The 23774-nt window shown below is 53.2% G+C and carries 29 protein-coding genes; 6 read left to right on the top strand and 23 right to left on the bottom strand.

Annotation, left to right across the window (positions count from 1 at the left end; genetic code table 11):
- The first annotated feature begins 131 nt into the window (after nucleotides 1-131).
- The 3 genes from J4614_RS05150 (at nucleotide 132) to dgcQ (ending at nucleotide 3188) form a co-directional block, all read left to right on the top strand.
- Entirely contained in the window at nucleotides 132-1049 is a 918-nt protein-coding gene (locus J4614_RS05150; RefSeq protein ID WP_085920526.1) for a DUF808 domain-containing protein, read from the top strand.
- A gap of 76 nt (nucleotides 1050-1125) precedes the next feature.
- Complete coding sequence (locus J4614_RS05145) at nucleotides 1126-1311, top strand: YodC family protein (RefSeq protein WP_000232161.1); 186 nt, start codon at nucleotides 1126-1128, stop codon at nucleotides 1309-1311.
- A 164-nt stretch (nucleotides 1312-1475) separates the two neighbouring features.
- Complete coding sequence (gene dgcQ / locus J4614_RS05140; protein WP_001119818.1) at nucleotides 1476-3188, top strand: cellulose biosynthesis regulator diguanylate cyclase DgcQ; 1713 nt, start codon at nucleotides 1476-1478, stop codon at nucleotides 3186-3188.
- Here the strand turns inward: dgcQ and J4614_RS05135 are convergent.
- Both J4614_RS05135 and yodD read right to left on the bottom strand, forming a co-directional pair.
- Nucleotides 3167-3982, bottom strand: a complete 816-nt coding sequence (locus J4614_RS05135; protein WP_000948788.1) for a mannosyl-3-phosphoglycerate phosphatase-related protein — start codon at nucleotides 3980-3982, stop codon at nucleotides 3167-3169. The two genes, dgcQ and J4614_RS05135, sit on opposite strands and share 22 nt — an antisense overlap.
- Nucleotides 3983-4291: 309 nt before the next feature.
- Nucleotides 4292-4519 carry a YodD family peroxide/acid resistance protein gene (yodD, locus tag J4614_RS05130; RefSeq protein WP_000844798.1) on the bottom strand — a complete coding sequence of 76 codons (228 nt, stop codon included), beginning with the start codon at nucleotides 4517-4519 and terminating at the stop codon, nucleotides 4292-4294.
- A 128-nt stretch (nucleotides 4520-4647) separates the two neighbouring features.
- Here yodD and dsrB point away from each other — a divergent pair, with 128 nt between their 5' ends.
- Nucleotides 4648-4842 carry a protein DsrB gene (dsrB, locus tag J4614_RS05125; protein WP_000867218.1) on the top strand — a complete coding sequence of 65 codons (195 nt, stop codon included), beginning with the start codon at nucleotides 4648-4650 and terminating at the stop codon, nucleotides 4840-4842.
- 38 nt (nucleotides 4843-4880) lie between these two features.
- Here the strand turns inward: dsrB and rcsA are convergent, their stop codons facing one another.
- From rcsA to fliF, 14 genes are all read right to left on the bottom strand, one after another.
- Complete coding sequence (rcsA, locus tag J4614_RS05120; protein ID WP_000103971.1) at nucleotides 4881-5504, bottom strand: transcriptional regulator RcsA; 624 nt, start codon at nucleotides 5502-5504, stop codon at nucleotides 4881-4883.
- Nucleotides 5505-5785: 281 nt separating this feature from the next.
- Complete coding sequence (gene fliR / locus J4614_RS05115) at nucleotides 5786-6580, bottom strand: flagellar biosynthetic protein FliR (RefSeq protein WP_000616953.1); 795 nt, start codon at nucleotides 6578-6580, stop codon at nucleotides 5786-5788.
- A gap of 8 nt (nucleotides 6581-6588) precedes the next feature.
- Nucleotides 6589-6858: a flagellar biosynthesis protein FliQ gene (gene fliQ / locus J4614_RS05110; RefSeq protein WP_000187355.1), complete on the bottom strand. Its 270-nt coding sequence runs from the start codon at nucleotides 6856-6858 to the stop codon at nucleotides 6589-6591.
- A 9-nt stretch (nucleotides 6859-6867) separates the two neighbouring features.
- Nucleotides 6868-7605 carry a flagellar type III secretion system pore protein FliP gene (fliP, locus tag J4614_RS05105; protein ID WP_001253411.1) on the bottom strand — a complete coding sequence of 246 codons (738 nt, stop codon included), beginning with the start codon at nucleotides 7603-7605 and terminating at the stop codon, nucleotides 6868-6870.
- The gene (fliO, locus tag J4614_RS05100) at nucleotides 7605-7982 is read right to left on the bottom strand and encodes a flagellar biosynthetic protein FliO (RefSeq protein ID WP_000978280.1); all 378 of its coding nucleotides are present in this window, start codon (nucleotides 7980-7982) and stop codon (nucleotides 7605-7607) included. Before fliO ends, fliP begins: the two co-directional genes overlap by 1 nt.
- Complete coding sequence (fliN, locus tag J4614_RS05095; protein ID WP_001282111.1) at nucleotides 7982-8395, bottom strand: flagellar motor switch protein FliN; 414 nt, start codon at nucleotides 8393-8395, stop codon at nucleotides 7982-7984. The genes fliO and fliN overlap by 1 nt, the downstream gene beginning before the upstream one ends.
- Nucleotides 8392-9396 (bottom strand): flagellar motor switch protein FliM, encoded by a 1005-nt coding sequence (gene fliM / locus J4614_RS05090; RefSeq protein WP_000502811.1) that lies wholly within the window; start codon nucleotides 9394-9396, stop codon nucleotides 8392-8394. The genes fliN and fliM overlap by 4 nt, the downstream gene beginning before the upstream one ends.
- Before the next feature lie 4 nt (nucleotides 9397-9400).
- Nucleotides 9401-9868, bottom strand: coding sequence for a flagellar basal body-associated protein FliL (fliL, locus tag J4614_RS05085; RefSeq protein WP_000132169.1), 468 nt, complete (start codon nucleotides 9866-9868; stop codon nucleotides 9401-9403).
- A 104-nt stretch (nucleotides 9869-9972) separates the two neighbouring features.
- Nucleotides 9973-11196 (bottom strand): flagellar hook length control protein FliK, encoded by a 1224-nt coding sequence (gene fliK, locus J4614_RS05080; RefSeq protein WP_000631670.1) that lies wholly within the window; start codon nucleotides 11194-11196, stop codon nucleotides 9973-9975.
- Nucleotides 11193-11636, bottom strand: coding sequence for a flagellar export protein FliJ (fliJ, locus tag J4614_RS05075; RefSeq protein ID WP_000046981.1), 444 nt, complete (start codon nucleotides 11634-11636; stop codon nucleotides 11193-11195). Before fliJ ends, fliK begins: the two co-directional genes overlap by 4 nt.
- Before the next feature lie 21 nt (nucleotides 11637-11657).
- Nucleotides 11658-13028 (bottom strand): flagellar protein export ATPase FliI, encoded by a 1371-nt coding sequence (gene fliI, locus J4614_RS05070; protein WP_000213257.1) that lies wholly within the window; start codon nucleotides 13026-13028, stop codon nucleotides 11658-11660.
- Entirely contained in the window at nucleotides 13028-13735 is a 708-nt protein-coding gene (gene fliH, locus J4614_RS05065) for a flagellar assembly protein FliH (protein ID WP_000064158.1), read from the bottom strand. Before fliH ends, fliI begins: the two co-directional genes overlap by 1 nt.
- The gene (gene fliG / locus J4614_RS05060; protein ID WP_000067735.1) at nucleotides 13728-14723 is read right to left on the bottom strand and encodes a flagellar motor switch protein FliG; all 996 of its coding nucleotides are present in this window, start codon (nucleotides 14721-14723) and stop codon (nucleotides 13728-13730) included. Before fliG ends, fliH begins: the two co-directional genes overlap by 8 nt.
- Nucleotides 14716-16398: a flagellar basal-body MS-ring/collar protein FliF gene (gene fliF, locus J4614_RS05055; RefSeq protein ID WP_001276832.1), complete on the bottom strand. Its 1683-nt coding sequence runs from the start codon at nucleotides 16396-16398 to the stop codon at nucleotides 14716-14718. Before fliF ends, fliG begins: the two co-directional genes overlap by 8 nt.
- Before the next feature lie 216 nt (nucleotides 16399-16614).
- On the opposite strand from fliF, the gene fliE reads away from it, so the two are divergent.
- Nucleotides 16615-16929 carry a flagellar hook-basal body complex protein FliE gene (gene fliE / locus J4614_RS05050; RefSeq protein ID WP_001529222.1) on the top strand — a complete coding sequence of 105 codons (315 nt, stop codon included), beginning with the start codon at nucleotides 16615-16617 and terminating at the stop codon, nucleotides 16927-16929.
- 120 nt (nucleotides 16930-17049) lie between these two features.
- Here fliE and J4614_RS05045 read toward each other — a convergent pair whose 3' ends face one another.
- The 3 genes from J4614_RS05045 to yedE all read right to left on the bottom strand — a co-directional run bounded on the left by J4614_RS05045 (nucleotide 17050) and on the right by yedE (nucleotide 19193).
- The gene (locus tag J4614_RS05045; RefSeq protein ID WP_077908838.1) at nucleotides 17050-17436 is read right to left on the bottom strand and encodes a hypothetical protein; all 387 of its coding nucleotides are present in this window, start codon (nucleotides 17434-17436) and stop codon (nucleotides 17050-17052) included.
- A gap of 264 nt (nucleotides 17437-17700) precedes the next feature.
- Nucleotides 17701-17934, bottom strand: a complete 234-nt coding sequence (gene yedF, locus J4614_RS05040) for a sulfurtransferase-like selenium metabolism protein YedF (protein WP_000790504.1) — start codon at nucleotides 17932-17934, stop codon at nucleotides 17701-17703.
- Nucleotides 17931-19193, bottom strand: a complete 1263-nt coding sequence (gene yedE / locus J4614_RS05035; RefSeq protein ID WP_327301421.1) for a selenium metabolism membrane protein YedE/FdhT — start codon at nucleotides 19191-19193, stop codon at nucleotides 17931-17933. Before yedE ends, yedF begins: the two co-directional genes overlap by 4 nt.
- Nucleotides 19194-19321: 128 nt before the next feature.
- Here yedE and yedD point away from each other — a divergent pair, with 128 nt between their 5' ends.
- Nucleotides 19322-19735 carry a lipoprotein YedD gene (yedD, locus tag J4614_RS05030; RefSeq protein ID WP_000754694.1) on the top strand — a complete coding sequence of 138 codons (414 nt, stop codon included), beginning with the start codon at nucleotides 19322-19324 and terminating at the stop codon, nucleotides 19733-19735.
- Between the two features lie 39 nt (nucleotides 19736-19774).
- Here the strand turns inward: yedD and amyA are convergent, their stop codons facing one another.
- From amyA to fliD, 4 genes are all read right to left on the bottom strand, one after another.
- Nucleotides 19775-21259, bottom strand: coding sequence for an alpha-amylase (gene amyA, locus J4614_RS05025; protein WP_023376956.1), 1485 nt, complete (start codon nucleotides 21257-21259; stop codon nucleotides 19775-19777).
- Between the two features lie 71 nt (nucleotides 21260-21330).
- The gene (gene fliT, locus J4614_RS05020; RefSeq protein ID WP_000204899.1) at nucleotides 21331-21699 is read right to left on the bottom strand and encodes a flagella biosynthesis regulatory protein FliT; all 369 of its coding nucleotides are present in this window, start codon (nucleotides 21697-21699) and stop codon (nucleotides 21331-21333) included.
- Nucleotides 21699-22106 carry a flagellar export chaperone FliS gene (gene fliS / locus J4614_RS05015; RefSeq protein ID WP_000287764.1) on the bottom strand — a complete coding sequence of 136 codons (408 nt, stop codon included), beginning with the start codon at nucleotides 22104-22106 and terminating at the stop codon, nucleotides 21699-21701. The genes fliT and fliS overlap by 1 nt, the downstream gene beginning before the upstream one ends.
- A gap of 14 nt (nucleotides 22107-22120) precedes the next feature.
- Nucleotides 22121-23524, bottom strand: coding sequence for a flagellar filament capping protein FliD (gene fliD, locus J4614_RS05010; protein ID WP_000146802.1), 1404 nt, complete (start codon nucleotides 23522-23524; stop codon nucleotides 22121-22123).
- Between the last annotated feature and the right edge of the window lie 250 nt (nucleotides 23525-23774).

Here is a 23774-nt window from a genome sequence, read left to right as displayed (position 1 = left end):
ACGTCAAAATTATTATGCTGGCGAGCATTATAATTGTCCTTTTGGAATAAAAAGGCGTTGACCCGCGCCGCCGGTTTCGGCATTGCGCGTTTTGCTACATACTTAACGTCTTAGAAGAAAAGACCGAGGAAATCATTTTGGCAGGAAGTAGCTTACTGACATTACTCGACGATATCGCCACGCTGCTGGACGATATTTCGGTAATGGGCAAATTGGCCGCGAAAAAAACCGCGGGCGTACTGGGGGACGACCTGTCGCTCAATGCGCAGCAGGTGACCGGCGTTCGCGCTAATCGCGAGCTGCCAGTGGTATGGAGCGTGGCGAAAGGATCATTAATCAACAAGGTTATTCTGGTGCCGTTGGCGCTGCTGATAAGCGCATTTATCCCGTGGGCCATCACGCCTTTATTAATGTTAGGCGGCGCGTTTCTCTGCTTTGAAGGGGTAGAAAAAGTCCTGCATACCTTTGAGGCGCGAAAACACAAAGAAGACCCGGCGGAGCGGCAAAAACGTCTTGAGGCGCTGGCTGCGCAAGATCCTTTGGCCTTTGAAAAAGATAAAGTAAAAGGGGCGGTCCGTACCGATTTCATTCTTTCCGCTGAAATTGTGGCCATTACCCTGGGGATTGTCGCGCAGGCGCCGCTGCTTAATCAGGTGTTGGTGCTGGCGGGGATTGCTTTGGTTGTGACTATTGGCGTGTATGGCCTGGTGGGTATTATTGTCAAACTGGATGATATGGGGTACTGGCTGGCGGAAAAGCGTAGCGTGTTGGCGCAGGGCGTCGGTAAAGGATTACTGATTATCGCGCCCTGGTTAATGAAAGCATTATCCATTGTCGGTACGCTGGCGATGTTTCTGGTCGGCGGCGGGATTGTCGTACACGGTATTGCGCCGCTACACCATGCCATTGAACATTTTGCGCAGCAGCAGGGGGCTTTCATGGCGCATACGATCCCTGCGGGGCTGAATCTGGTGCTCGGCTTTATTATCGGCGCCATTGTGGTGGCGCTGGTGAAAGGTGTGGCGAAAATTCGCGGTGTTTCGCACTGATTTTCTACAATGAATTATGCAAAATTGCCCATCCTCGTCTAAGGTGAAAACGTTTCATCTGATACAGGAGGCAGGTATGGTCTTTTCTGTCAGTGAGGAAGTTACCGTGAAAGAGGGTGGGCCCCGGATGATCGTCACCGGTTATTCCAGCGGAATGGTAGAGTGTCGCTGGTATGATGGTTTTGGCGTAAAGCGGGAGGCATTCCATGAGAATGAGCTCGTGCCAGGCAAGGAAAGGCGCGTGCGGGACGAAGCCCGATGACAAAACGCCCGGTTAATGCCGGGCGTTTTGCTGTGGAGAAAAAGAGTCGTCGCGCTGCGACATGCTGCTACCTGGTTATGCCAGGATTGAGTGGTATCCCTTGATGAGGTCTGGCTACCGTAAGCCATCAGGGGGCGTTGTATCAATAACCAGGAGTTACCAGGGTGCCGCACGAAACACTGTTAGATAATCAAGGCTGGTTTAAAAAGCTGGCGCGGCGTTTTGGTCCCGGTCATGTCGTCAACACCTGTTTTCTGATCGTGATGCTGTTCTCGACGCTACTTACCTGGCGGGAAGTGATGATACTGAAAGACGCGTATGTCGCCAGTCAGCGCAATCATCTGGGGAGCGTCGCGAATGTCCTTGACCGCCAACTGCAATTCAACATGGACAGGTTGATCTTTTTACGCAACGGTATGCATGAAGCGCTGGTGGCGCCGCTGGCTTTTTCCGCATTGCAAAGCGCGGTGACGCAGTTTGAGCAACGACGCGTCAGACATTTCTGGCAACTGGAGCTGGATAAGCGGCGGACATTGCCGTTATATGGCGTTTCCGATCAATTTGTCGCCCGGACGACGCTTCTTTCGCGGGAGAGTCGTGACCTGGCAAATGAATTAACCGCCACGCTGGAGTTAGGGTATCTGGCGCGTCTGGCGCGCTCAGCCGCCATGCTGACGCTGGAGACGATGTATGTTTCTCGCTCAGGGTTTTACCTCTCAACTCTCCCTACGGCGTACGGTAGCGATATTGTCTCCCGTTACTATCAGTACGTGACCCAGCCCTGGTTTATCGAGCAAAGCCAACGGCGTAACCCACAGCGCGGCGTGCGGTGGTTTACCTCCGCACAGCCCTATGTTGCTGACGAGCAGAAAAAAGTGACAGCCAGTCTACCGCTGGATCACGATAATTACTGGTATGGCGTACTGGCAATGGATATTCCCGTCGCGTCATTACAGCGGTTCCTGCGCGATGCGGCCGAAAAGGATATTGAAGGGGAATATCAGCTATACGATAACCATCTCCGTTTGTTGACGGACTCCGCGCCGGAACAACAAACCGCGAATACGTTAAATGACCGTGAGCGCGCCTTACTGGCGCGTGAAATAGAAAAAGATACCCTGGGCGGGCTGCGTTTAGGAACGCATTATGTAAGCTGGGAGCGGCTGGATCATTTTGATGGCGTCCTGCTGCGCGTGCATACATTACGTGAAGGCATACAAGGGAATTTTGGCAGTATTAGTATCGCGCTGACGCTGTTATGGGTGCTTTTTACGGCGATGCTGTTGATCTCCTGGGGCGTTATTCGACATATGGTCAAAAACATGTTTGTTCTGCAAAATTCGCTGCAATGGCAGGCATGGCACGATCCGCTGACCCGGCTATATAACCGTGGCGCGCTGTTTGAAAAAGCGTCCAGGCTGGCAAAGCGCTACCGGGAAGCCCGCCAGCCATTTTCTGTGATACAGCTGGATTTAGATTATTTTAAAAGCGTTAACGATCGCTTTGGTCATCAGGCAGGCGATCGCGTGTTGTCCCATGCCGCTGGGCTCATTGGCAGCACCATTCGAGCGCACGACATCGCCGGACGGGTAGGGGGCGAAGAGTTTTGTATCGTGCTGCCCGGCGCGACGAAAGCGCAGGCGCTGCAGATTGCCGAACGCATACGCCAGCGCATTAATGACAAAGAGATTCTGGTGACGAAAAGCACGACGCTTCGTATCAGCGCGTCAATGGGGATCAGTAGCGCGGAGGAATACGGCGACTATGATTTTGAGCAGTTGCAGTCGCTGGCCGACAAACGGCTTTATTACGCCAAACAGTCCGGACGCAACCGTATTTGCGCCAGCGACGCGACTCAGGAGCGGGAAAAGAAATAGTCCATTCCTTCGCGCCAGCCATCCGGCCCTTCGTTCTGGCTACGGTAGACGCGCTGAGGATCGTCGTTACGCAAATGTACGCCCTCCCGGTTTAGCCCTTTAACGACAACCGCATAATCCATCACATCCAGTAAGGGCGCATCATTGGGGCCGTCTCCTAGCCCCAACGTCAGAGGGCGCGTGCGCCACTGCCGACGATATGCTTCTATCAGCCAGTTGGCAGCCTGATCTTTACCGGCGGAGGCGTCCAGCACATGCCAGAAACGGGCGCCATGGACAAATTGCAGTCCCAGGTCATTTAAATGGGCGACAAACTGCGCCATGCGTTCATCGCTATCGCGCCAGATCAGCGACACCGACGCTTCATGCAGACGGGTTAGGGCAGACTGTGCCCGGTTTAGGCCCGTCCATTCGCTTATCACCTGATCGTCAACGTCATCAAACGTGGTGAACTTAAACTGTTCCTTTTCACGCAATTTATGCAGGACGAGGCGGATTTCGTTGTGAGAAATACCGGCAATCAGACGGGGATAGTTGGGATGGTCTTCCCAATGAACGTCCAGTTGGATCACCGCGCCGTTTTCCGCAATTAGCGGCAGTCCCTGTAGATTTAACGTCGTCTGGAGCTGAAGCATTTCAGCCGCGGTTTTACTGCTACAGAGGATCACGGGCACGCCGCTTTCATGCAGGCGTGTAAGCCAGGGAGCCGCGGGCTGCCACTCAAAAGTGTGGCTGTTCAGCAATGTGCCGTCCAGATCGGTAAAAATCAGCAAGGGGTCATGGATTGAGAGCATTTTTTCCTCATTTTCCGTTGCAACGGCGGGCTTATTTCCAGGAAAAGTCCTAAAGCACACCCGAAAGAAGTCGAACGCTAACTGGAACCGATCCCGTCGCTTCCAGGCAGCACATGCGTTGTCACACTTTTGCTACCGAACTATTAGCGTGCTTAATCATTCATGTAAAAAATATTTACTTGTCATGCAAAAAAATTGCAGATAAGGTAAATCTCACATCAGATTTCCTGGTGTAACGAATTTTCAAGTGCTTCTTGCATAAGCAAGTTTGATCCCGACCCGTAGGGCCGGGATTTTTTTCGGCCATTCTTAACGGTTTACTTCTGTTACACTAAAATCATGAATATCCAGCTCGAATGCTTCAGCTAATTCATGCCATGTATGATATTCCCGTCCGTCTACGCTCACCCGCTCAGGATCTTCCTGGCTACGGTGAACCTCGCTTTCGCTGATTTCATTGATGGCCGCCAGTAGCGCATCTACATCGACGCTCACTTCGCGCTTGGCCGTATCACTGTACTCTTTTGCCGTTTTCATCTTCACTACCTCACGGGTTCCTGACAGCCTAAGTATAGACCGTTGAGAAAACCAGCAAACACGCCGGCAAGGCGCTGTCAGACGCAGAAAATTGTTCTACACTGGCACAAAGCGACAGGAGGAAAATGATGAAGGTGAATGATCGGGTAACCGTTAAAACGGACGGCGGTCCCCGCCGACCGGGCGTGGTACTGGCAGTGGAAGAATTTAGTGAAGGCACAATGTACCTGGTTTCGCTGGAGGATTACCCGCTCGGCATCTGGTTCTTCAATGAGTCAGGTCACCAGGATGGTATTTTTGTCGAGAAGGCGGAGCAGGACTAATTGAGCCGGACTGGAGGTACATTGCCAGTCCGGATGTCTCAGCGCATGTTAACAAAAATGCCGTTAGTGACGTTATCTGTCAGCCGTACTACATGATAGATCACTTGTTTATTATGCGTTTTTATCTTTCTTTTTATATTCCCCTTATGGGAGGATACTGTTTTTGCTTTAATATTCATTCTGTCAGAAATCTGAATGGTTCCCTGACCTTCCATCCACATTCGCAACATGCTGGATTCAGTTCGACTTAACGATAATGTTGGTAAATTTATGGTTCCTGAAATACCCGACTCTTTTTTCAGAATATCGCCAAGAATGGTATCCAGCGAGTCAGGTTTAATCGATTTCGAGCTAATCAATAAGTTTTTTCTTACTAATAAATATTCATCAAAATGCACATTAGCAATTGCCATAAAAACAATAAATAACGTGTCAGGATGTTGATTAATGATTTGCTTTATTTGTTGACTGTCTGAAGGCGTATGAATGAAACAGTCCTCATTAATAAACACCACCGAAGGCTGATGCGCGCCACAAGCGATAGCGAGTTCGTCAACGGTTTCGATGTCGTTGATTTCCCTTTTTTTCACCCCTCTGCTGACCAGATACCCGCTTAACCCTAGCCGGGTGTAACTGCATAAATCCATAATAATCGTTGACATGGCATACCCTCACTCAATGCGTAACGATAATTCCCCTTACCTGAATAACTCACCATAATCAGACGGAACACGAATAGTCACCTTAGACAACGCTTACGCGGTTTTTCAGGCGAACTTACTATCCCGTAAAGTTACATATAATTTGCCAGGAATCATCTTAAAGTAAAGTGAATGTTGCGTTATGTGAGTGAAGTAAAAACAAATAAGGGGCAGCGGATATATCCTGGTGAATGTTTTTTAAAATTTATTTTCGGATAAACCTTAGTAAAACAGGATAAAAATTATGGGTTATTATTTATCGGCATCTCGCTAACAATATCAGCAAGCAAATTGAAAATTTCGCTGAATAAATGTTCGCAAAACGGCGCAATTAATGGCATTAGCGCGGCCATCAGCATAATGCCGACGGTGAGGGTAAGCGGGAAACCGATAACAAATATCGAGAGCTGCGGCGCCATGCGGTTTAATAGCCCCAGCGCCAGGTTGAGCGTAAGCAGGAGGGTAATGACCGGCAATGCCAGCATCAGTCCGTTTAAGAAAATGAGCCCTCCGGCCCTGGCGAGCGCCATAAATGCATTACTGTTCACCGGGTTACTACCGATGGGCAGAGTATGGAAGGTATCGACCAGCAGCGAAATAAGCCACAAATGGCCATTAAAGGTGAGAAACAGTAGCATGGCGAGCATATCCATAATACGCGCCAGAACCGGCATATTCAGGTGGCTGCCCGGGTCGACGAAGGTGGCAAAGGAAAGCCCCATTTGCAGACCGATAAACTCACCTGCGGTACGCACCGCCGCAAAGGCGAATTGCATGGTAAATCCCAGCGCAATACCGATCAGAATTTGTTGCATCGCCAGCCATAAGGCGGCAATAGAAAAAAGCGGCGTATCGTTTGCCGGTAGCGACGGCGCGATAACAAGGGTAATCATTATTCCCAACCCCAGTTTTACCCGCTTGGGAATAGCGCGCTCGCTGAGAATTGGCGCCGTTGAAATCAGCGCCAGTACGCGCAGCAAAGGCCAGAAATAGAGATGCAGCCAGTATAGCCATTGCTCGCTTGTAACCTGTATCATCGTTCTGTTTATCCGATGATATAAGGTAAATTGCTGAACAGAGTGCGTACGTAGTCCAGCAGCAGGTTGAGCATCCACGGGCCGGCAACGATAATTGCGATGAATACCGCGACGATTTTAGGGATAAACGACAGCGTCATTTCATTAATCTGAGTCGCGGCCTGCAAGATGCTGATAATGAGGCCGGTAATCAGCGCGACGAGTAACAGCGGCGCAGCCAGGGCGAGAGCGACTTTCATCGCCTCGGTGCCCATCATCATGACGGATTCAGGAGTCATTTTGCGCCTCTAACTGTAAAAGCTTTGGGCCAGCGACCCCACAAGCAATTGCCAACCATCGACCAGCACAAACAGCATCAGCTTAAACGGCAGGGCGATTGTCGCTGGCGGCACCATCATCATCCCTAACGCCATCAATACGCTGGCGATCACCAGGTCGATAATCAAAAAAGGGATAAAAATCGTAAAACCGATCTGAAATGCCGTCTTTAATTCGCTGGTGACATAAGCGGGCAGGAGGATACGCATCGGTACTGCTTCCGGTCCCTGTAACGGACCGCTATTGGCCAGACGGGCAAACAGCGCCAGATCGGCTTCGCGGGTTTGGCGCAGCATGAACGCGCGTAACGGTTGCGCGCCTTTATCCAGCGCTTCCTGCATAGAAATTTTCTGCTCGCTAAACGGCTGGTAAGCGTCCACGTAAATCTTGTCAATGACGGGCGACATAATAAAAAAGGTCAAAAACAACGCCAGTCCGAGTAACACCTGATTTGGCGGTGCCGAGGGCGTGCCCAGCGCGTTACGCAACAAGCCAAAAACAATGATGATACGCGTGAAGCTCGTCATCATCAGTAAAATCGCCGGCAGAAACGTCAGCGAGGTGATGAAAACCAGCGTCTGGACGGATAATGACCAGCTTTGGCCTCCGCCCGCTAATGGTTGGCTGATAAGCCCCGGCAGTTGCGCAGCGGCGGCGGGACTAAAAAGCCACAGACCCGCCAGAGAAAGGAATAACAAACGGCGCATCAGGATCTCCCGGAACGCTTGAGTAAGTTCTTCATCATGTTCTGGAAATCCGCCGGTGGGGCAACGGGTGCTTCCGTGTCATTCTCCGCGGGCGGCAGGGTGTGCAGCAGGTTGATCTGCGAGGCGGTCACGCCCAGTACCAGACGCGCATTTTCGACCTCGACAATCACCACGCGTTCGCGCGGGCCAAGCGAGGCGCTGGCTGACACCTTGAGTCCCCGGACGCTATTTCCTTTTGGTACGAATCCCATACGCTTAATCACCCAGGCCGCCGCCAGAATGAGCGCAATAATGCCAATTAATGCGCCGCTCACCTGCATGAGCGGCGATCCGGCTGGCGCGGTGGGCTGAGAAACCGTGGCTTCTGTCTTCATCATTAACGACTCAAACGACGCATACGCTCGGATGGCGTAATAATATCGGTGATACGTACGCCGTATTTATCCGCCACGACGACCACTTCACCCTGGGCAATCAGGTAGCCATTAATCAGGATATCCAGCGGCTCGCCCGCCAGCCCGTCCAGCGCGACGACCGACCCCTGCGTCAGACGCAACAGTTCTTTAATGGTCATTCGCGTGCGGCCCAGCTCTACGGTCAGTTTGACCGGGATATCCATAATCAGATCGATATCCTGCATAGCACCGCTGACATCGCCGCCGCCAAGCTGTTGGAAAACCGCGTCGGCGGCGCTTTTATTGGTGGTCGCTTTTTGCTCGTTTAACGCGTCAGCCCACAGATCATCCAATGCGCCAGTATTCTCATCGGACGGATTATTCATGTCACTCATTTGGGCTGTTCCTCATTCAGCGAATTCAAAATTGGGTTGATCAAATGTTCTACGCGTAGCGCATACTGTCCGTTTACGGTGCCATATTGGCTGGTGAGTACCGGAACGCCGTCCACATGAGCAATAATGCGGTCGGGTTTTTCAATCGGCAGTACATCGCCGGGTTTCAGCTTCAAAATCTGGGAAAGACGTAACGGAATATCGGCAAAATTCGCCACCAGCTCCAGTTCAGAGTGCTGAACCTGACGCACCAGGTTATCACGCCAGTTCTGATCTTCATGGCGCGAGTTTTCCAGCGGCGGGTTCACCAGCAGCTCACGCAGCGGCTCGATCATGCTAAATGGCAGACAGATGTTAAATTCACCGGTCAGATTGCCGATCTCCACATGGAACGGCGTATTGACGACGATATCGTTCGGCGAGGTGGTGATATTGGTAAATTTCACCTGCATTTCGGAACGTACATACTCCACTTCCAGCGGATTAATGGCTTTCCATGCGTCGCTATAGCCTTCCAGCGCCAGTTTCAGCATACGGTTGATGACACGCTGTTCCGTATGGGTAAACTCGCGGCCCTCGACTTTGGTCGGAAAACGGCCGTCGCCGCCGAACAGGTTATCGACGGCAATAAACACCAGACTCGGCGAGAACACCACCAGTCCGGTGCCGCGTAGCGGCTTCAGGTGGATCAGGTTCAGGTTGGTCGGTACCGGCAGGTTACGCGCAAATTCGTGATACGGCTGAATACGTATGGCACCCACGGTAATATCCGGGCTGCGGCGCAGCAGGTTAAATAATCCCATCCGGAACTGGCGTGCGAAACGCTCGTTAATAATCTCCAGCGCCTGCAAGCGTTCACGCACGACGCGACGCTGGGTATTGGGATCGTAAGGGCGAATATCGCTATCGCTTGCGATACCGGGAGTGGGTTCGTCTTTGGTGTCGCTGTCGCCGTTCAACAGCGCATCGATTTCAGCCTGAGAAAGAATACTATCGCCCATATCGTTACCGCAGAATAAAAGCTGTATAAAGCACGTCAGTGACGACCTGTTTTGGTTGTCCGGCAACGAGCGGCGCGGCCAGCGTCTCTTTAATGGCGGCAATCAGTTTTTGTTTGCCAGCTTCTGTTGAGAGCTCGGCGGCATTCTGACGGGAAAACAACAACAGCAGACGGCTGCGCACTTCCGGCAGATATTCATTTAATCGCGCGCGCGTCGCTTCGTCTTTCAGACGCAGGGTCACGCCGATATACAACACGCGATCCGCATCGCCCAGATTGACGGTAAACGTATCCAGCGCAAAAAATACCGGCGCGGGCGGCGGAGCCGGTTCCGCTTTAGCGTTCGTGGTCGGTTGCTGCTGCATACGCCAGTAGCTATAACCGGCGGTCGCGCAGGCGGCGAGGGTAATCAACACCAGCAAAGGTATCCAAATCGAGCGTTTGCTCTTTTTGTTAATCGCGGAGTCAGTCATCTGATACGGGCTTCCTGTTTCGGTACTGCTTATTGGCTGATTATCCCGTGTCCTGTCCACGACAAAGCGTGGAAAAGACGCGGATAATCATGCTACCTCTGGCGTTAGGCGAAGATATCCACTGCGCCATTGCCGCGCGCGGCGGCCTGAAGCGAGGCCGGCGCCGCTAACGCTATGTCATCTTCAGCGCCAAACGCGTCCGGGTGTTGGGCGCGGGCAGACTGCTGTTGCGACGAAGACTGCTGCTGTCCGGCAAAGCTTTCGCTACTGATACTGCTTTGTCCCAACTGAATGCCGCTTTCCGCCAACTGAGTGCGCAACATGGGCAGGGCGGCTTCCAGCGCGGCGCGGACATGGCTGTGCGGCGATACCATCTGGAGCTGCGCCTGATTGTCATCCAGCTTGAGCGAAATATGCACCTGACCTAACTCTTCCGGATGCAATCGAAGCTGCGCGCTTTGCTGTCCCTGACGCGTAAATAACATGACCTGCTGACTGAACGTTTGCTGCCATTCATGGCTGCCTAACGGCGCGCTGAGTACCGGGGCTGAGGCGACAGGTAGCGGTTGCGGTTGCGCCGTGGCGCTGCTGAGCGTCGGCATTGCCGCGCCATGCGTTACTGGCGCGGACGGGCTATCCACCTCCACTTTCGCGCTGGTCGCGGCGGCAGCGACCACCAGCGGCGTCAGTGCTGGACCCGTGGCGCGATCGTCGCTGGCGCGCGCAAGCGACGCCTCGGTTTTCCCTTTTTCATGCTCGCTAAAAGAGAGCGTATGTGTCTCTTCCTGCGGCGCCGATGGCATGTCGCCGCGCAACAGTGACGGCAAGGCGATGTGATTTTCAGCCGGCGTCTCTCCGGCGACAGGCGTCGCGACAGGTTGTCCGGGCAGCATGGCGAATAAGGCGCTCAGACTGGCAAGATCCTCATCGCTCAGCGCGGGCGTTTTCTCATCATGCTGCGCCGTTTTACTCAATGCGGCCAGAGCGCTGGTTTTCAACGATGGCGTTAGCGTAGACAGTAGATGCTGCGCTTGTGTCAGATCGGTAAGCGTTTCATCCGTCGCATTCGCTTTTTGCGCCAGCAGGTCGGCAAGCTTCACCGCCTGGCCCGGCTCGCCATGTTGGGTCAGTAGCTCTTTCGATAACTTGCCGCCTGCCGCCTGTAAATCGGCCAGCGTGATGCGGGCGTCTTTGCCCTGTGCGCCGTCTGCGCCTAACGCGCCCGCCAGGAGCGCCAGAAAGTCCTCGGCTGAACCGGTGGTTTTTCCTGACGTCAGACCCGCGGTCATGTCGGTATCGGTGGTGATCAGTTGGGGCAGGGTGATCATTCGGGTTTCCTCATTGCTGCACGCTGAGCAAATTCATCCATCTTTTTCTGATCCATGCGGTTTTCAGCTAACAGCGCTGCCGCGGTTTGTCGGTCCTGTAAGGTTTGCCAGGCCTGAAGTCGCTGCTTTTTCTCACGCCAGCTCTTCAGCGCCAGGTCGACTTTTTGCGTCCACTGCGTAAGCTGGAGGCGATGCTGCTCTATCGCCTTTTCCAGTGTCTGAATAAACTGCTGATAGTTGATCCAGCGATTACTGGCGATGCCGTTGCCCATATCGGTGTTCAAATTACTGCGATACTCATTCTGATAATCGATCAGCATTTTGAGCTGTTCTTCCGCCTGTTGGCAGCCGCGACGCATTTCGCCCAGTAAACGCGCCGCGTCATCTACCTCTTTTTCGGCCAGATCTTTGAGTGTTTCCAGAGCGCCATGTTGTGCCATGATCGTCGCCCTCCTGCTTTATCACACCGTCGGGAAAATTAAATCGAGCGCCTGCAGAGAGTCTTCCCAGTCGGCCCGTTCAAAAATACCTTGCTGTAAAAACGCTTCCAGTTGCGGCCATAAGGTAATGGCTTTATCGAGCATCGGATCGCTGCCTTTGGCATAAGCGCCGACGCTGACCAGATCGCGGTTACGCTGGAAACTGGAAAGCAACTGTTTAAATAGCCGTACCCGCGCATAGTGCTGCTCGGTAATGAGCGCGGTCATCGCCCGGCTGATTGACGCCTCGATATCAATGGCCGGATAGTGCCCGGCCTCCGCCAGACGGCGGGACAAGACAATGTGCCCGTCGAGGATTGCGCGTGCCGAGTCGGCAATGGGATCTTGTTGGTCGTCCCCCTCGGTCAACACGGTATAAAACGCGGTGATAGAGCCGCCGCCATGGATACCATTACCGGCACGCTCGACCAGCGCCGGTAGCTTTGCGAACACCGAGGGCGGATAACCTTTGGTGGCTGGCGGTTCGCCGATTGCCAGCGCAATTTCACGCTGCGCCATCGCATAGCGCGTCAGCGAATCCATAATCAGCAACACATGCTGTCCGCGATCGCGAAAGTCTTCGGCGATGCGGGTGGCATAGGCGGCGCCCTGCATTCGCAGCAGCGGCGAAACATCCGCCGGGGCGGCAATCACCACCGAACGCGCGCGACCGTCGGGGCCGAGAATATTTTCGATAAAATCTTTAACTTCGCGGCCACGTTCGCCGATAAGTCCCACGACAATCACGTCCGCCCGCGTGTAGCGCGCCATCATGCCAAGCAGAACCGACTTACCGACGCCGGAACCGGCAAAGAGTCCCATACGCTGACCGCGCCCTACGGTTAACAACGCGTTGATAGCGCGTACGCCGGTATCCAACACATGTTCGATTGGCGTTCGCTGTAGCGGGTTAAACGGCGGCGTGATTAACGCGCCGGTTTCCAGCGTATCCGGCGCAGGCAGTCCGTCGAGCGGTTTACCGCCGCCATCCAGCACCCGACCAAGCAGGGCCGGGCCGAGCGGTAGCTGTTTGCCGCTTTGCAGACCGTCGCCATGTCCGTTACGGGCGTAAACGCGGGCACCGGGCAGAATGCCTTCGACCTCTTCCAGCGGCATTAAAAACAGACGCTGGCCGTTAAAACCGACGACTTCCGATTCCACCTCTTTGGTTTCAGGGCCGTCCTGGCGCTCAATAATGCAGGTGGCGCCCAGCGGAAGCTGGAGACCGGTGGCCTCCAGTACCAGGCCCGTGGCGCGGGTTAAACGTCCATAACGACGCACCGCCGGCAATAACGCCATTTTTGCTTCAAAGTTGTCGAGCGCGGTAAGCCAGCGGGTCAGACGCGTGGTCATCAGAGCACTCCCGGTGCCGCCAGGCGACACAACTCTTGCCAGCGAGTAGCGACGCTGGCGTCCAGATCGCCCTCATCGGCAGAGACTTTACATCCGCCGTGATGCAACGTTGGATCGCCGCGTAACCGCCATCCGTGAAGGCTGAGCGTGGCGCCCAGCATCTCTTCCACCCGCTGTAAGTCGTCCGGATGCACGCGCAACTGCGGCTTGCCGCTAAAGAGCGGCTCTTGCTGCAACAGTTGTTGGATCTGTTTAATCAGCGCCGAGTTGTCCACCGCCGGCGTTTGGCCGATGACCTGACGCGCAGCCTCCAGGGCCATTTGCATCAGCCGTGAGGCGATAACGCTATCGAGCGCGTCAAGCGTGTTCTGAAACTCGCTCACTAACTGCTGCATGCGGGCATGAATCGGCGCCTGCTGCGTCTGCGCCTGAGCTTGTCCTTGCTCCAGCCCCTGCGCTAACCCTTCCTGGTATCCCTGCGCGTGTCCTTTTTGCCGTCCCTCCGCCAGCCCGGCGTTATAACCTTGTTCATGGGCCTGTATTTTTAACTGCGCCAGCTCCTGCTCCAGCTGCTGTTCGGCAGTGAGTTCGGGCTCCGGCGTATCGTCTGTCAAGGTCACGTTATCAGCCTCAACCGGCACAAATGTTTCTGGCGGCGGGGCGAGATCGTCGGGGGTCCAGACTTGCCACGGCAATTCATTAGACATAGGTATCCTCGCCGCTGCCAATCACCATTTCGCCGGTTTCCGCCAGACGACGCACAATAAGCAGAATCGCTTTCTGCTCGTTTTCCACCTGAGACAGACGAACCGGGCCACGGTTGGCAAGGTCGTCGCGCAGGATATCGGCGGCGCGCTGGGACATATTGCGCAGGAACTTCTCGCGTAATGGCGGTTCGGCGCCTTTCAGAGCGATCAGCAGCGATTCGGAATCCACTTCCTGCAACAGACGCTGGATACTGCGATCGTCCACATCCACCAGATTTTCGAACAGGAACATCTCGTCGATGATTTTCTGCGCCAGTTCGCCGTCGAATTCGCGCACAGCGGTAATAACCGCTTCTTCCTGCTGCGTTTTCATCAGGTTGATAATTTCCGCCGCGGTTCTTACACCGCCCATTTTGCTGCGTTTCAGGTTCTGACCATCGAGCAGGCCATTCAGCACTTCGGTCAACTCCGCCAGCGCCGCCGGCTGTACGCCGCCAAATGTCGCGATACGCAGCATCACATCATGACGCAGTCGTTCGTCAAACAGCGCCAGAATATCGGCGGCCTGACTGCGTTTGAGGTGGACCAGAATGGTGGCGATAATCTGCGGGTGCTCGTCGCGAATCAGGTCGGCGGCGCTCTGCGGTTCCATAAAGTTGAGCGTTTCGATACCGCTGGTGGTATCGCGCGTTTCCAGAATATCTTCCAGCAGGCTGGAGGCGCGTTCTTCGCCCAGCGCTTTAACCAGTACGGAGCGCAGGTATTCGTTGGCGTTAATATTCAGCGCGGCGAACTGCTCCGCTTCTTGCTCAAACTCTGATAGTACGTCCGTCAGTTGTTTGTTGGAGATCTGACGCACGTTAGCCATCGCCGTACTTAACGCCTGTACTTCGCGGGTGGAGAGGTGTTTAAACACCTCTGCCGCCCGGTCTTCGCCAATGGTCATCAACAAAATGACGCTTTTATCGGTACCGCTAAGATTACTCATGATCGTTACTCATCCACTGGCGAATGACCAGCGCCACCACGCGCGGATCGTTGTCTGACATTTCGCGAATACGCTGGCTCATCACCTCAGCGCCCAGACGCTGGTTAGCCCGGCGTTGCTGGAGCTGCTCGTCTTTGCTAAGGCGTACTTCCACGGCTTCTTCGGTTTCCTGGCGAACCTGCGCCTGTTCCTGCGCCGCTTTCGCTTCTTCAACACGGCGCGTCAACTGCGGACGTACCGCTTTGCGCCACAGAATCCAGGCCACCACCAGTACCAGCAACCAGCGACCTGCCGCGAGCAACTGATCGATAAAGGACTGCTGTTGCCAGAAGGGCAGTTCGCCGCCGGTGTTATCCACTGCGCTAAACGGTGAATTCACCACGTTTAGCGTATCGCCGCGTTTATCAGAAAAACCCATCGCTTCACGGGTTAAATCCTCGATCTGTTTCATCTGATCGGCGGTCAATGGCAGCGGTTTGCCATCTGCCAGCGTTTTGTAATTCACCACGACGGCCACGGAGAGACGCTCAATATCGCCCACATTCATTTTGGTGTGACGAATGGTGCGGTCCACTTCGTAGTTACTGGTTTCATTACGCTGTGTATTGCGCGGGCCAGCACTGTTACTGTTGGTACTGGTGCTGGTTTGTGGCGTATTCTGCGCGTTTTGTTGATTGGTCGGCGGCGTGGCGATCGGCGCCTCGTTAGGCGGCGCTGGTTGGTTCGACAGCGCGCCAGGCACGCCGCCGGGATAGCCCGCGCCTACCTGTTCGCTAATATTCAACTGACGTGAACGCAGGGTGGCCTTCGACGCATCGCCGTTCGGGCTGTAGTGCTCTTCCGTCTGTTCTTTATTGGCAAAATCCAACTGGGCGGTTACCTGAGCGTGAACATTACCGTTCCCGACGATAGGCGACAGAATGGCTTCGATACGGCGTTGGATGCGGCTTTCCACATCATTAGCAAATTTTAATTGCGCGTCATTAAGGTCGCGACCGCTGGTATTGGATTGCGTGAGCAGATGACCGGATTGATCGACCAGAGTGACGTTTCCTGGCGGCAAACCGGCGACAGCGCTGGAAACCAGATGTACCACGGCGCTAATTTGTCCTTCATCCAGCGCCCGTCCCGGTTCCAGTGTGACGGTGACGGAGGCGGAAGGGGATTTTTGTTCCCGCACAAATAGTGACGGCTTTGGCATCGCCAGGTGAACACGGGCGCTTTTTACCGGACCCAGCGTCTCGATCGTCCGGGCCAGTTCACCTTCCAGCGCGCGCTGGTAATTCACCTGCTCGCTGAACTGACTGATACCGAATTTTTCCTGATCAAGCAGTTCAAAGCCTACCGCGCCGCCTTTAGGCAGCCCCTGCTGCGCCAGACGCAGACGCAGTTCATGCACTTTGTCGGCGGGCACTTCAATCGCGCCGCTGCCATTGGCAAAGCGATAGGGGATATTCATCTGGGTCAACTGCGCGACGATCGCGCCGCCGTCCTGATCGGAAAGGTTGCTAAATAGCGTGCGGTAATCGGGCGTTTTGGCCCACAGCACCATCGCAACGACGATCGCCACGGCAGCGGAACCCGCCACAATTAACGGAATTCGGGGATTCGCGCGTAGGCGATTAAGCCACTCGAGAGGTTTAGGTTGGGTTGCAGTCGATGCAGTCGCACTCATCTCGCACCTCGTGACTGATCGTGGACGGCGTTTTTTGCAAAGTGGAACAAGACTCACTCCCGGGTCAGCAAACTCGAAAAATTGACGGTCTCATTATTTGTGGTTTCGAATTTTTCTATGCGCTAAAAACCGAGGTTTTTTATCGTTATTTAACGCCTTTATCTTATTGACAAACTGGTAATCTCTGCTGCGTAAAAAATCATCCAGGGGAATAGCATGGCAGCAATACAGGGGATTGAAGGGGTTATTAGCCAGTTACAGGCGACGGCGATGGCCGCGCGCGGGCAAGACACGCACTCGCAGTCGACGGTGAGTTTTGCCGGCCAGCTACATGCTGCGCTGGATCGTATTAGCGACAGACAGACGACGGCGCGCGTTCAGGCGGAAAAATTCACTCTGGGTGAGCCGGGCATTGCGCTTAATGACGTGATGGCTGATATGCAAAAAGCGTCCGTCTCCATGCAAATGGGGATTCAGGTGCGCAATAAGCTGGTCGCCGCGTATCAGGAAGTCATGTCCATGCAGGTTTAAGCCAGGGCTGAAAACCCATCCGCAACGAACTCCCGGGCGCTTACCTAGGTCAGCGGCGGGGGACGCGACGCCCATGCAACCAGTGCGTGATTATGTGGGCTTGTTTTTTGCGAGGCGCGCTCATTTTATTGATAAGCGGGTTGCACATTGTTGCAGGGACTTATTAAAAATAGGGTACGCCTGTTTACTGACGCCATTCATTCCTACTATTCGTTCTGAGGCTATTGTCATTGAGTTTGCAATCCAGAATGTTCCTGCAATATATGCGCCGTTGCGATAATACACGGTAAATTCTTTACTAATGCCTGGAATATCTGTTTCATGGAGATCCAGTATATACCCATACGGGGACAGATTATCAGCGAGACAGTGGGCAATGGCGCTCGGATGTGCATTGACCACTGTGACGGGTGAGTAACGGGCAGCGGCAAGACAGACGACTCCAATAATGGAGATGAAAATAATTTTTATCATTTTTTTGGCTTCTGCTGTGCATAAATAAATCATCACCTGATAATGTCAGTGAGTAAAAATATAAATACCTGATAGTCTTTTATGACGTAGAGGGAAAATAATAATTGTTTTATGTTTTGCTTAAAATAGTCATGGGTTTTTCATCGACTCAGACAAAATTAAAACGGTATACGTTATATAATAGATTTATGCCACGGCGCACAAGACGACCTTGTCTGATTTCTTTTATGCGTTTTAGATTTTTGCCGGTTACGCCGTAAAAGGTCTCCCGCCGTAACGTACAGCGGGAGCATGCGTTTATTTTTGAATCAGATAACGAATTGTCGGGCCATCCTGCTGGATATCCAGCACCGTATAGCCGTGATTGCGCGCATCCAGTGGAATATTATTAATGGACTGCGGACAGTCGCTCACCACCTCCAGGATCTCCCCTTTTTTTAGCTGCGGCATCGCTTCCAGAGTGGCGACCGCCGGGTACGGACAAGGTTCGCCAACCATATCCAGACGGTAATCAGGGACGATATTTTTCATACAGATTCCTTAGCAGGCGTCAGCCCCGCACGGCGGAAAAAACGTTTTTCCCAGCCGATAATTAACATCAGCGCGGCAAATAATAACAGGTAGGTGACCAGCAGACCGCCCAGCGGACCAAAGGTATTCAGCAGGTTAACTTTATCCCAACTGGTCGCCAGCGCGGGCGCGAAATCATCCCAGTAGTAAGCCAGGATGGTTGAACCGATGACATTGCCGAGGCCCACCCACCAGTAATGCACCTGGCCTTCTACGGCGCGGTACATCCAGCCGGTTTCGCAGCCGCCCGCCAGCACGATGCCAAAACCGAACAGCAGTCCGCCAATGATCGCATTCGGGCCAGCCCACATAATTTTAGGTGCAACGCCCAACTGCACGTAGCTGAAAATACCAATGGCGCTGACCGCCATGCCGAAAATAATCGCTTTCGCCATATGGGCGCGTCCGGAGATCCACAGATCGCGAAAGGCCGAGGTAAAGCAGATTTGCGCGCGCTCGATCAGCAGCCCAAACCCGACGCCGAACAGCATCGCCAGCCCTAGTTTCGGCTGATGCATTGCCGTTAATAACGCCCAGCCAATCATGCCGATAAAGACCAGCATACCGAGCCTGAAACGCCGTCTTGCCTGATCCGGTTTCTGCGTCAGTGGCGAAGCCGCGGAGACCTTTTGCATTTTCACCGGTATGCGAAATATCGGCAGCAACGTAAAGCGGGCGCCGAACCAGGAGCCGATAGCGGTCGCCAGCGCAAAGAACCACGCGTGTAGGGAGAACTGCGGGATCCCGGTAAAAAAGGCGGCCAGGTTACACCCCATCGCCAGACGCGCGCCGAAGCCAGCGATCATGCCTCCGACCACCGCCTGTACGATACGGATTCGGCTGCGCGGCATACGCAGTTTTACGTTGTTGGCCCACAGCGCCGCGGCGAAGCAGCCGCCGAACATGCCGAGGATCATCATGCCGTCGATACGCGTCAGCGGCGTACCTTCCAGATGAATCAGCTTGTAGTAGCCCCACTGTTCGGCATGAACGCCAAAAAGCTGCAAAATTTGCCCGCCCCAGCGGGTAAATTCGCCCGTCACGGCCCAAAACGTGCCGGTGATGCCAAAATAGTAGGTAGAGAGAATACCGGCTGCGATCACCGCAGGGGCCGGCGCCCAGAATTTAATTAACCAGGTTTGCTTGAAGTGTTGCCATGACATGTGTTTAGCCTCTGAACTCAGAAGGTGTGAAACAAGAAGTGCGCATACTACACCGATCACAGAATTTGCCTACACCTAATAAGCGGTAATACCGACTGGATCAAATTGCGGCCAGCGCCTGGAAAGGCTGGCGGCGTCAGGGCTTTAATGCCACAATTCTTCTTTCTTCTGATGCAGGATGAATGATGAAAAAAGTAGCGATCGTTGGCGCATTGCTGGTTCTGGCCGGATGCGCCGAGGTGGAAAACTATAATGATGTGGTGAAAACGCCCGCGCCGGCCGGTCTGGAAGGGTACTGGCAGTCAAAAGGCCCGCAACGTAAGCTGGTGAGCCCTGAAGCTATCGCCAGCCTGGTAGTGACTAAAGAAGGCGATACGCTGGACTGCCGCCAGTGGCAGCGCGTTATTGCTCTGCCGGGCAAGCTGACCATGCTCTCCGATGACTTAACCAATGTTACGGTTAAGCGTGAGCTCTATGAGATTGAGCGCGACGGGAATACCCTGGAATATGATGGCATGACGCTGCAACGGGTCGCTCGTCCGACGCCGGAGTGCGCCGCCGCGTTAGAAAAAACGCCGCTGCCGACGCCGCTGCCGTAATTTCGCTTCCCGGCAGCGCTCTGCCGCCGGGAACGCTCATCACATGTCCTCAATGATCCACACGCTGACGCTGCCTGCGTTGCAGAAGAACGTCGCTTCGCCTTGATCATTAGTTACAATATGCTCACTGCGGTTTCCCAGAAAATCACGCCAGGTCTTGTTAGCGTAATTGTCGCCGAGCAGGAGGGTTTTTTCACCGTCGTCGCCATTGGAAAGTACAACCACACAGCCTGGATTCTCTTCAGTACCGCTGCGACTAAAGGCGATACAGTTAGGATGATCGAAAAAGAGAGTTTGTATACCGTGCGCAAAACGCTGACGAGCAAGGATCAGCCGATCCAGTTGGTTAATCACCGGCATGTCGACCCGACAGGTCTCGCCATTTTCGCCGTTATCCTCATAGCTGGCGCCGTATAAATCGGGATAAAACACCGACGGTACGCCGTTTTCACGAAGCAGGATCAGCGCATAGGCCAATGGTTTGAACCAGGGTTCTACCGGCGCTTCCAGCGCCTGTAACGGTTGTGTATCGTGGTTAGCGACCAGCGTCACCGCATGAAAAGGGTCGGCTTCTACCAGCGTGCCGGTGAATATGTGGCGCATGTCATACTCCGCGCCCTGGCGCGAGGCTTCATGAAATTTCATCTGCAACGGCGCGTCGAACAGCATGGTTTTCCCGTCGACCTGATCGATGTACGTTTGCAGTTTATCCACTTCATGCGACCAGTATTCTGCGACAATAAACAGCGGTTTTGGTGCAACCGCCTGTACATGCTCAATCCATTCTTTATAAAACCAGGCGGGTATATGTTTTACCGCGTCCAGGCGAAAGCCGTCACAGTGGGTTTGTTCCATGACCCAACGAGCCCAATATTTAATCTCTTCCGTAACCGCGTGATTGCGAAAATCGATATTTTCACCCATCAGATAGTCGAAATTACCCATCTCATCATCAACCTGATCGTTCCAGCCATCGCCGGTATAGTCATTGACGATCTTAAAAATGCCGTCTTCGTCGGGATTCTCGATGTGATCAATGCCGCTGAAACAGTGATAGTCCCAAATAAAGTTGGAATACTGGCCCGCGCGGGCAGGGAAGGTGTAGCGCGTCCAGCCTTCGCATTCAATGATGTTGTCATCGATTTGCGTGCGGTCATCCTGATTCACGCGCTGAACGCGAATACGTTCTTTTTCGTCTGCGCCCATTTTGTGGTTCACGACGACGTCGAGCAGCACCGCAATATTATTTTTTTTGAGCGCGTCTATCGCCGCCAGTAACTGGCGTTTATCGCCGTACTTTGTCGCGATAGTTCCTTTTTGGTCAAATTCGCCGAGGTCAAACAGGTCGTAGGTATCATAGCCTACGGAATAGCCGCCGGAGGCGCCTTTACAGGCGGGCGGTAGCCAGACCATATTGATACCGATATCATTCAGCCCATCAGCACGTTCCGCCAGCTCAGACCAGAGTTTACCGCCGTCGGGATAATACCAGTGGAAGTACTGCAATAACGTGGGGTTTTTCATCTTCCGTGCTCCAGAAGTCGTTTAGCCGACCTCTGGAGTATGGAAGAATTTTCATACGAGACGGGAAAATATTATGAGGCGCCAGGCGCGTCTGGCACGAGTAACATACCGGAAAGACGGCCATAAGCGTTGTTGAGTGATTTTTGGCGGGTGGATTGTCCGATCAAACTACTCAGTTCATCCAGTCGCTGTTGCAGCAGCCCTTTCAGGAGCTGCTCATTATCCAGCGTTTGTTTGATGTATCCGGCGACCATATCCTGAATACTTCGCGTAATGCCCGGTGGAGTTTGCTTTTCCATCACCGTTTCAATACTTTGCAGATAGGAGACCTCTTGTTGCAGTAAGAGATCCCATTCACCTCGCTGCGCAAGTTCAAGCAGCGATTGACTGAGCAGCGCAATACGCTGCCAACGGTTGATAAACTCCACGGTTGAGGTCATTAACGAGACTCCTGGAAAGATGCTTTCGGTGAAATCTGTTTCCAGGCTTCTGCAATATTGCTGAGTAACCCTTCCACTTCTTCGATGGCCTGAGCGTCGTTACGCAAATTAGCCTGCAGTAAACGGCGAATCATATAGTCGTATAGCTCGGAAAGATTCGTCGCAATCTCACCGCCTTTTTCCTGATCGAGGCCGGCTTTCAGCCCGTTATCGATAATATTAATGGCTTTGCTTAACGCTTCACCTTTCGCGACAACATCGCCTTGTTCTAAAAACAGGCGAGCGCGCACCAGAGCGCTATTCGCGCCATCAAACAACATTTCAATCAACTGATGCGGGCTGGCGCTCATCACGGCGCTTTCCACGCTGACTTGCGCATAAGCTTTGATACCGCTCGCGGTGTACATGGTGACCTCTGTTATCAGGACTTGTTCATAGCTGTAAATTGCTGGGTCAAATAACTACTGGTGTTATTCAGTTTACTCATCATGGTATCCAGTTGGGTAAACTGGGCCTTGTAACGGGCAACGGTTTCATCGATGCTGTTGCTAACGGACAGGTACTGTTTCGTCAGGCTTTTCAGCGTGGCGTTAACGTTGTCCTGCGCATTATCAATAATGCCGTCATCCGCCAGATAACTTTTCACTTCGGTGGCAATTTTGGTGGTGATCCCCGTTTCTTTACCATCGCCCACCAGCAGCTCACGCGCTGCGGCTGTGTTATCTTTCAGTACTTTGGTCAGCTTATCATCATCAATCTTCAGTTTGCCGGAAGTCCCATCCTGAGTGATGCCAATTTCCGCCATTGTTTTGAACGCAGAATTACTGCCGCTATTGGCAAATTGTGCCCGAATCCCGGTCTGGATAGTACGAACCACACTATCGCCTAACAGCGCGCCGTTTTTATCGCTGGCTTCTTCGCCCGGCTCAACGGCGGTATATTTGGTTAACGAGCTAAAGGTATCCACCAGCGAGTTATAGGCATCCACCCAGGATTTAATCGCCTCTTTCGCCTTGGTATCATCTTTCGTTACCGTCACGGTCGCGTCGGTCACTTTCTTCGTCAGGGTGAGCGTAATTCCCTGAGGGGCGTCGGTTACGGTATTGCTCTGACGTTCAATGTCGATGCCGTTTACGTTCAGCTTCGCGTTTTCTGCTTTCACCAGCTCTTGCATATTGCCGGTATTGGTGGTGCTGTCATAAGCGAGTAGATCGTTAAGTTTTGTATCGCCTTCCACCGTGATCTTCATCGTATTGTCGGTACCGCTATTGGCGGTAAGCACCAACTGGAATTCGTTCTCTTTGACCTTAACGATACTGGCGGCGATACCGCTGTCGGCGTCATTGATGGCGTCACGGATCGCCTCCATGGAGGTGTCGCCTTTATCCAGCTTAATTTCCAGCGGCTCTTTACGTCCCGGCTGTTCAATTTTAATTGTCCGGGACGTGACCGACGTATCGCCCAACTGCTCTTTGGTGGTCGCGAAGGTGGTTTTTGTCGCCAGCGACTGTGCGGCGGCAAGCTGGGTTACGTTAATCTTATAAGTCCCTGCAGCAGCGCCAGCGGTAGTACTGACTTTGAGGTCCTCCGTCGTGCTGGACGCCACGGTAGACTTAAATAAATCCGCTTTATTTAACGCGGTATTTGCCGTCTGGAATTTTTCTAATGCGCTTTTCAATGTGCCATAGGCGGTTAGCTTTGCCGAATTCGCGCTCTGCTGTTTGGTAATTGGCGTTAAGCGTCCTTTTTCGTTCTTTGTCAGGTCTGTCAACAACTGGTCTAACGGTAAGTTTGATCCCACACCTAATGATGAAATTGAAGCCATGCCTTCTTCCTTTTTGATTGCAAACAGTAGTTAAGCGCGTTATCGGCAATCTGGAGGCAAAGTTTAATGATAATTTTGCAAAAATAATGCGCGGAATAATGATGCATAAAGCGGCTATTTCGCCGCCTAAGAAAAAGATCGGGGGAAGTGAAAAATTTTCTAAAGTTCGAAATTCAGGTGCCGATACAAGGGTTACGGTGAGAAACCGTGGGCAACAGCCCAATAACATCAAGTTGTAATTGATAAGGAA

Origin of the sequence: Salmonella sp. 32031103-2018-00083-FB-01-SM-01 (genome assembly GCF_017571995.1) — a bacterium.
Taxonomy (GTDB): domain Bacteria; phylum Pseudomonadota; class Gammaproteobacteria; order Enterobacterales; family Enterobacteriaceae; genus Salmonella; species Salmonella enterica.
This window is presented reverse-complemented; position numbering and strand designations above follow the sequence as displayed.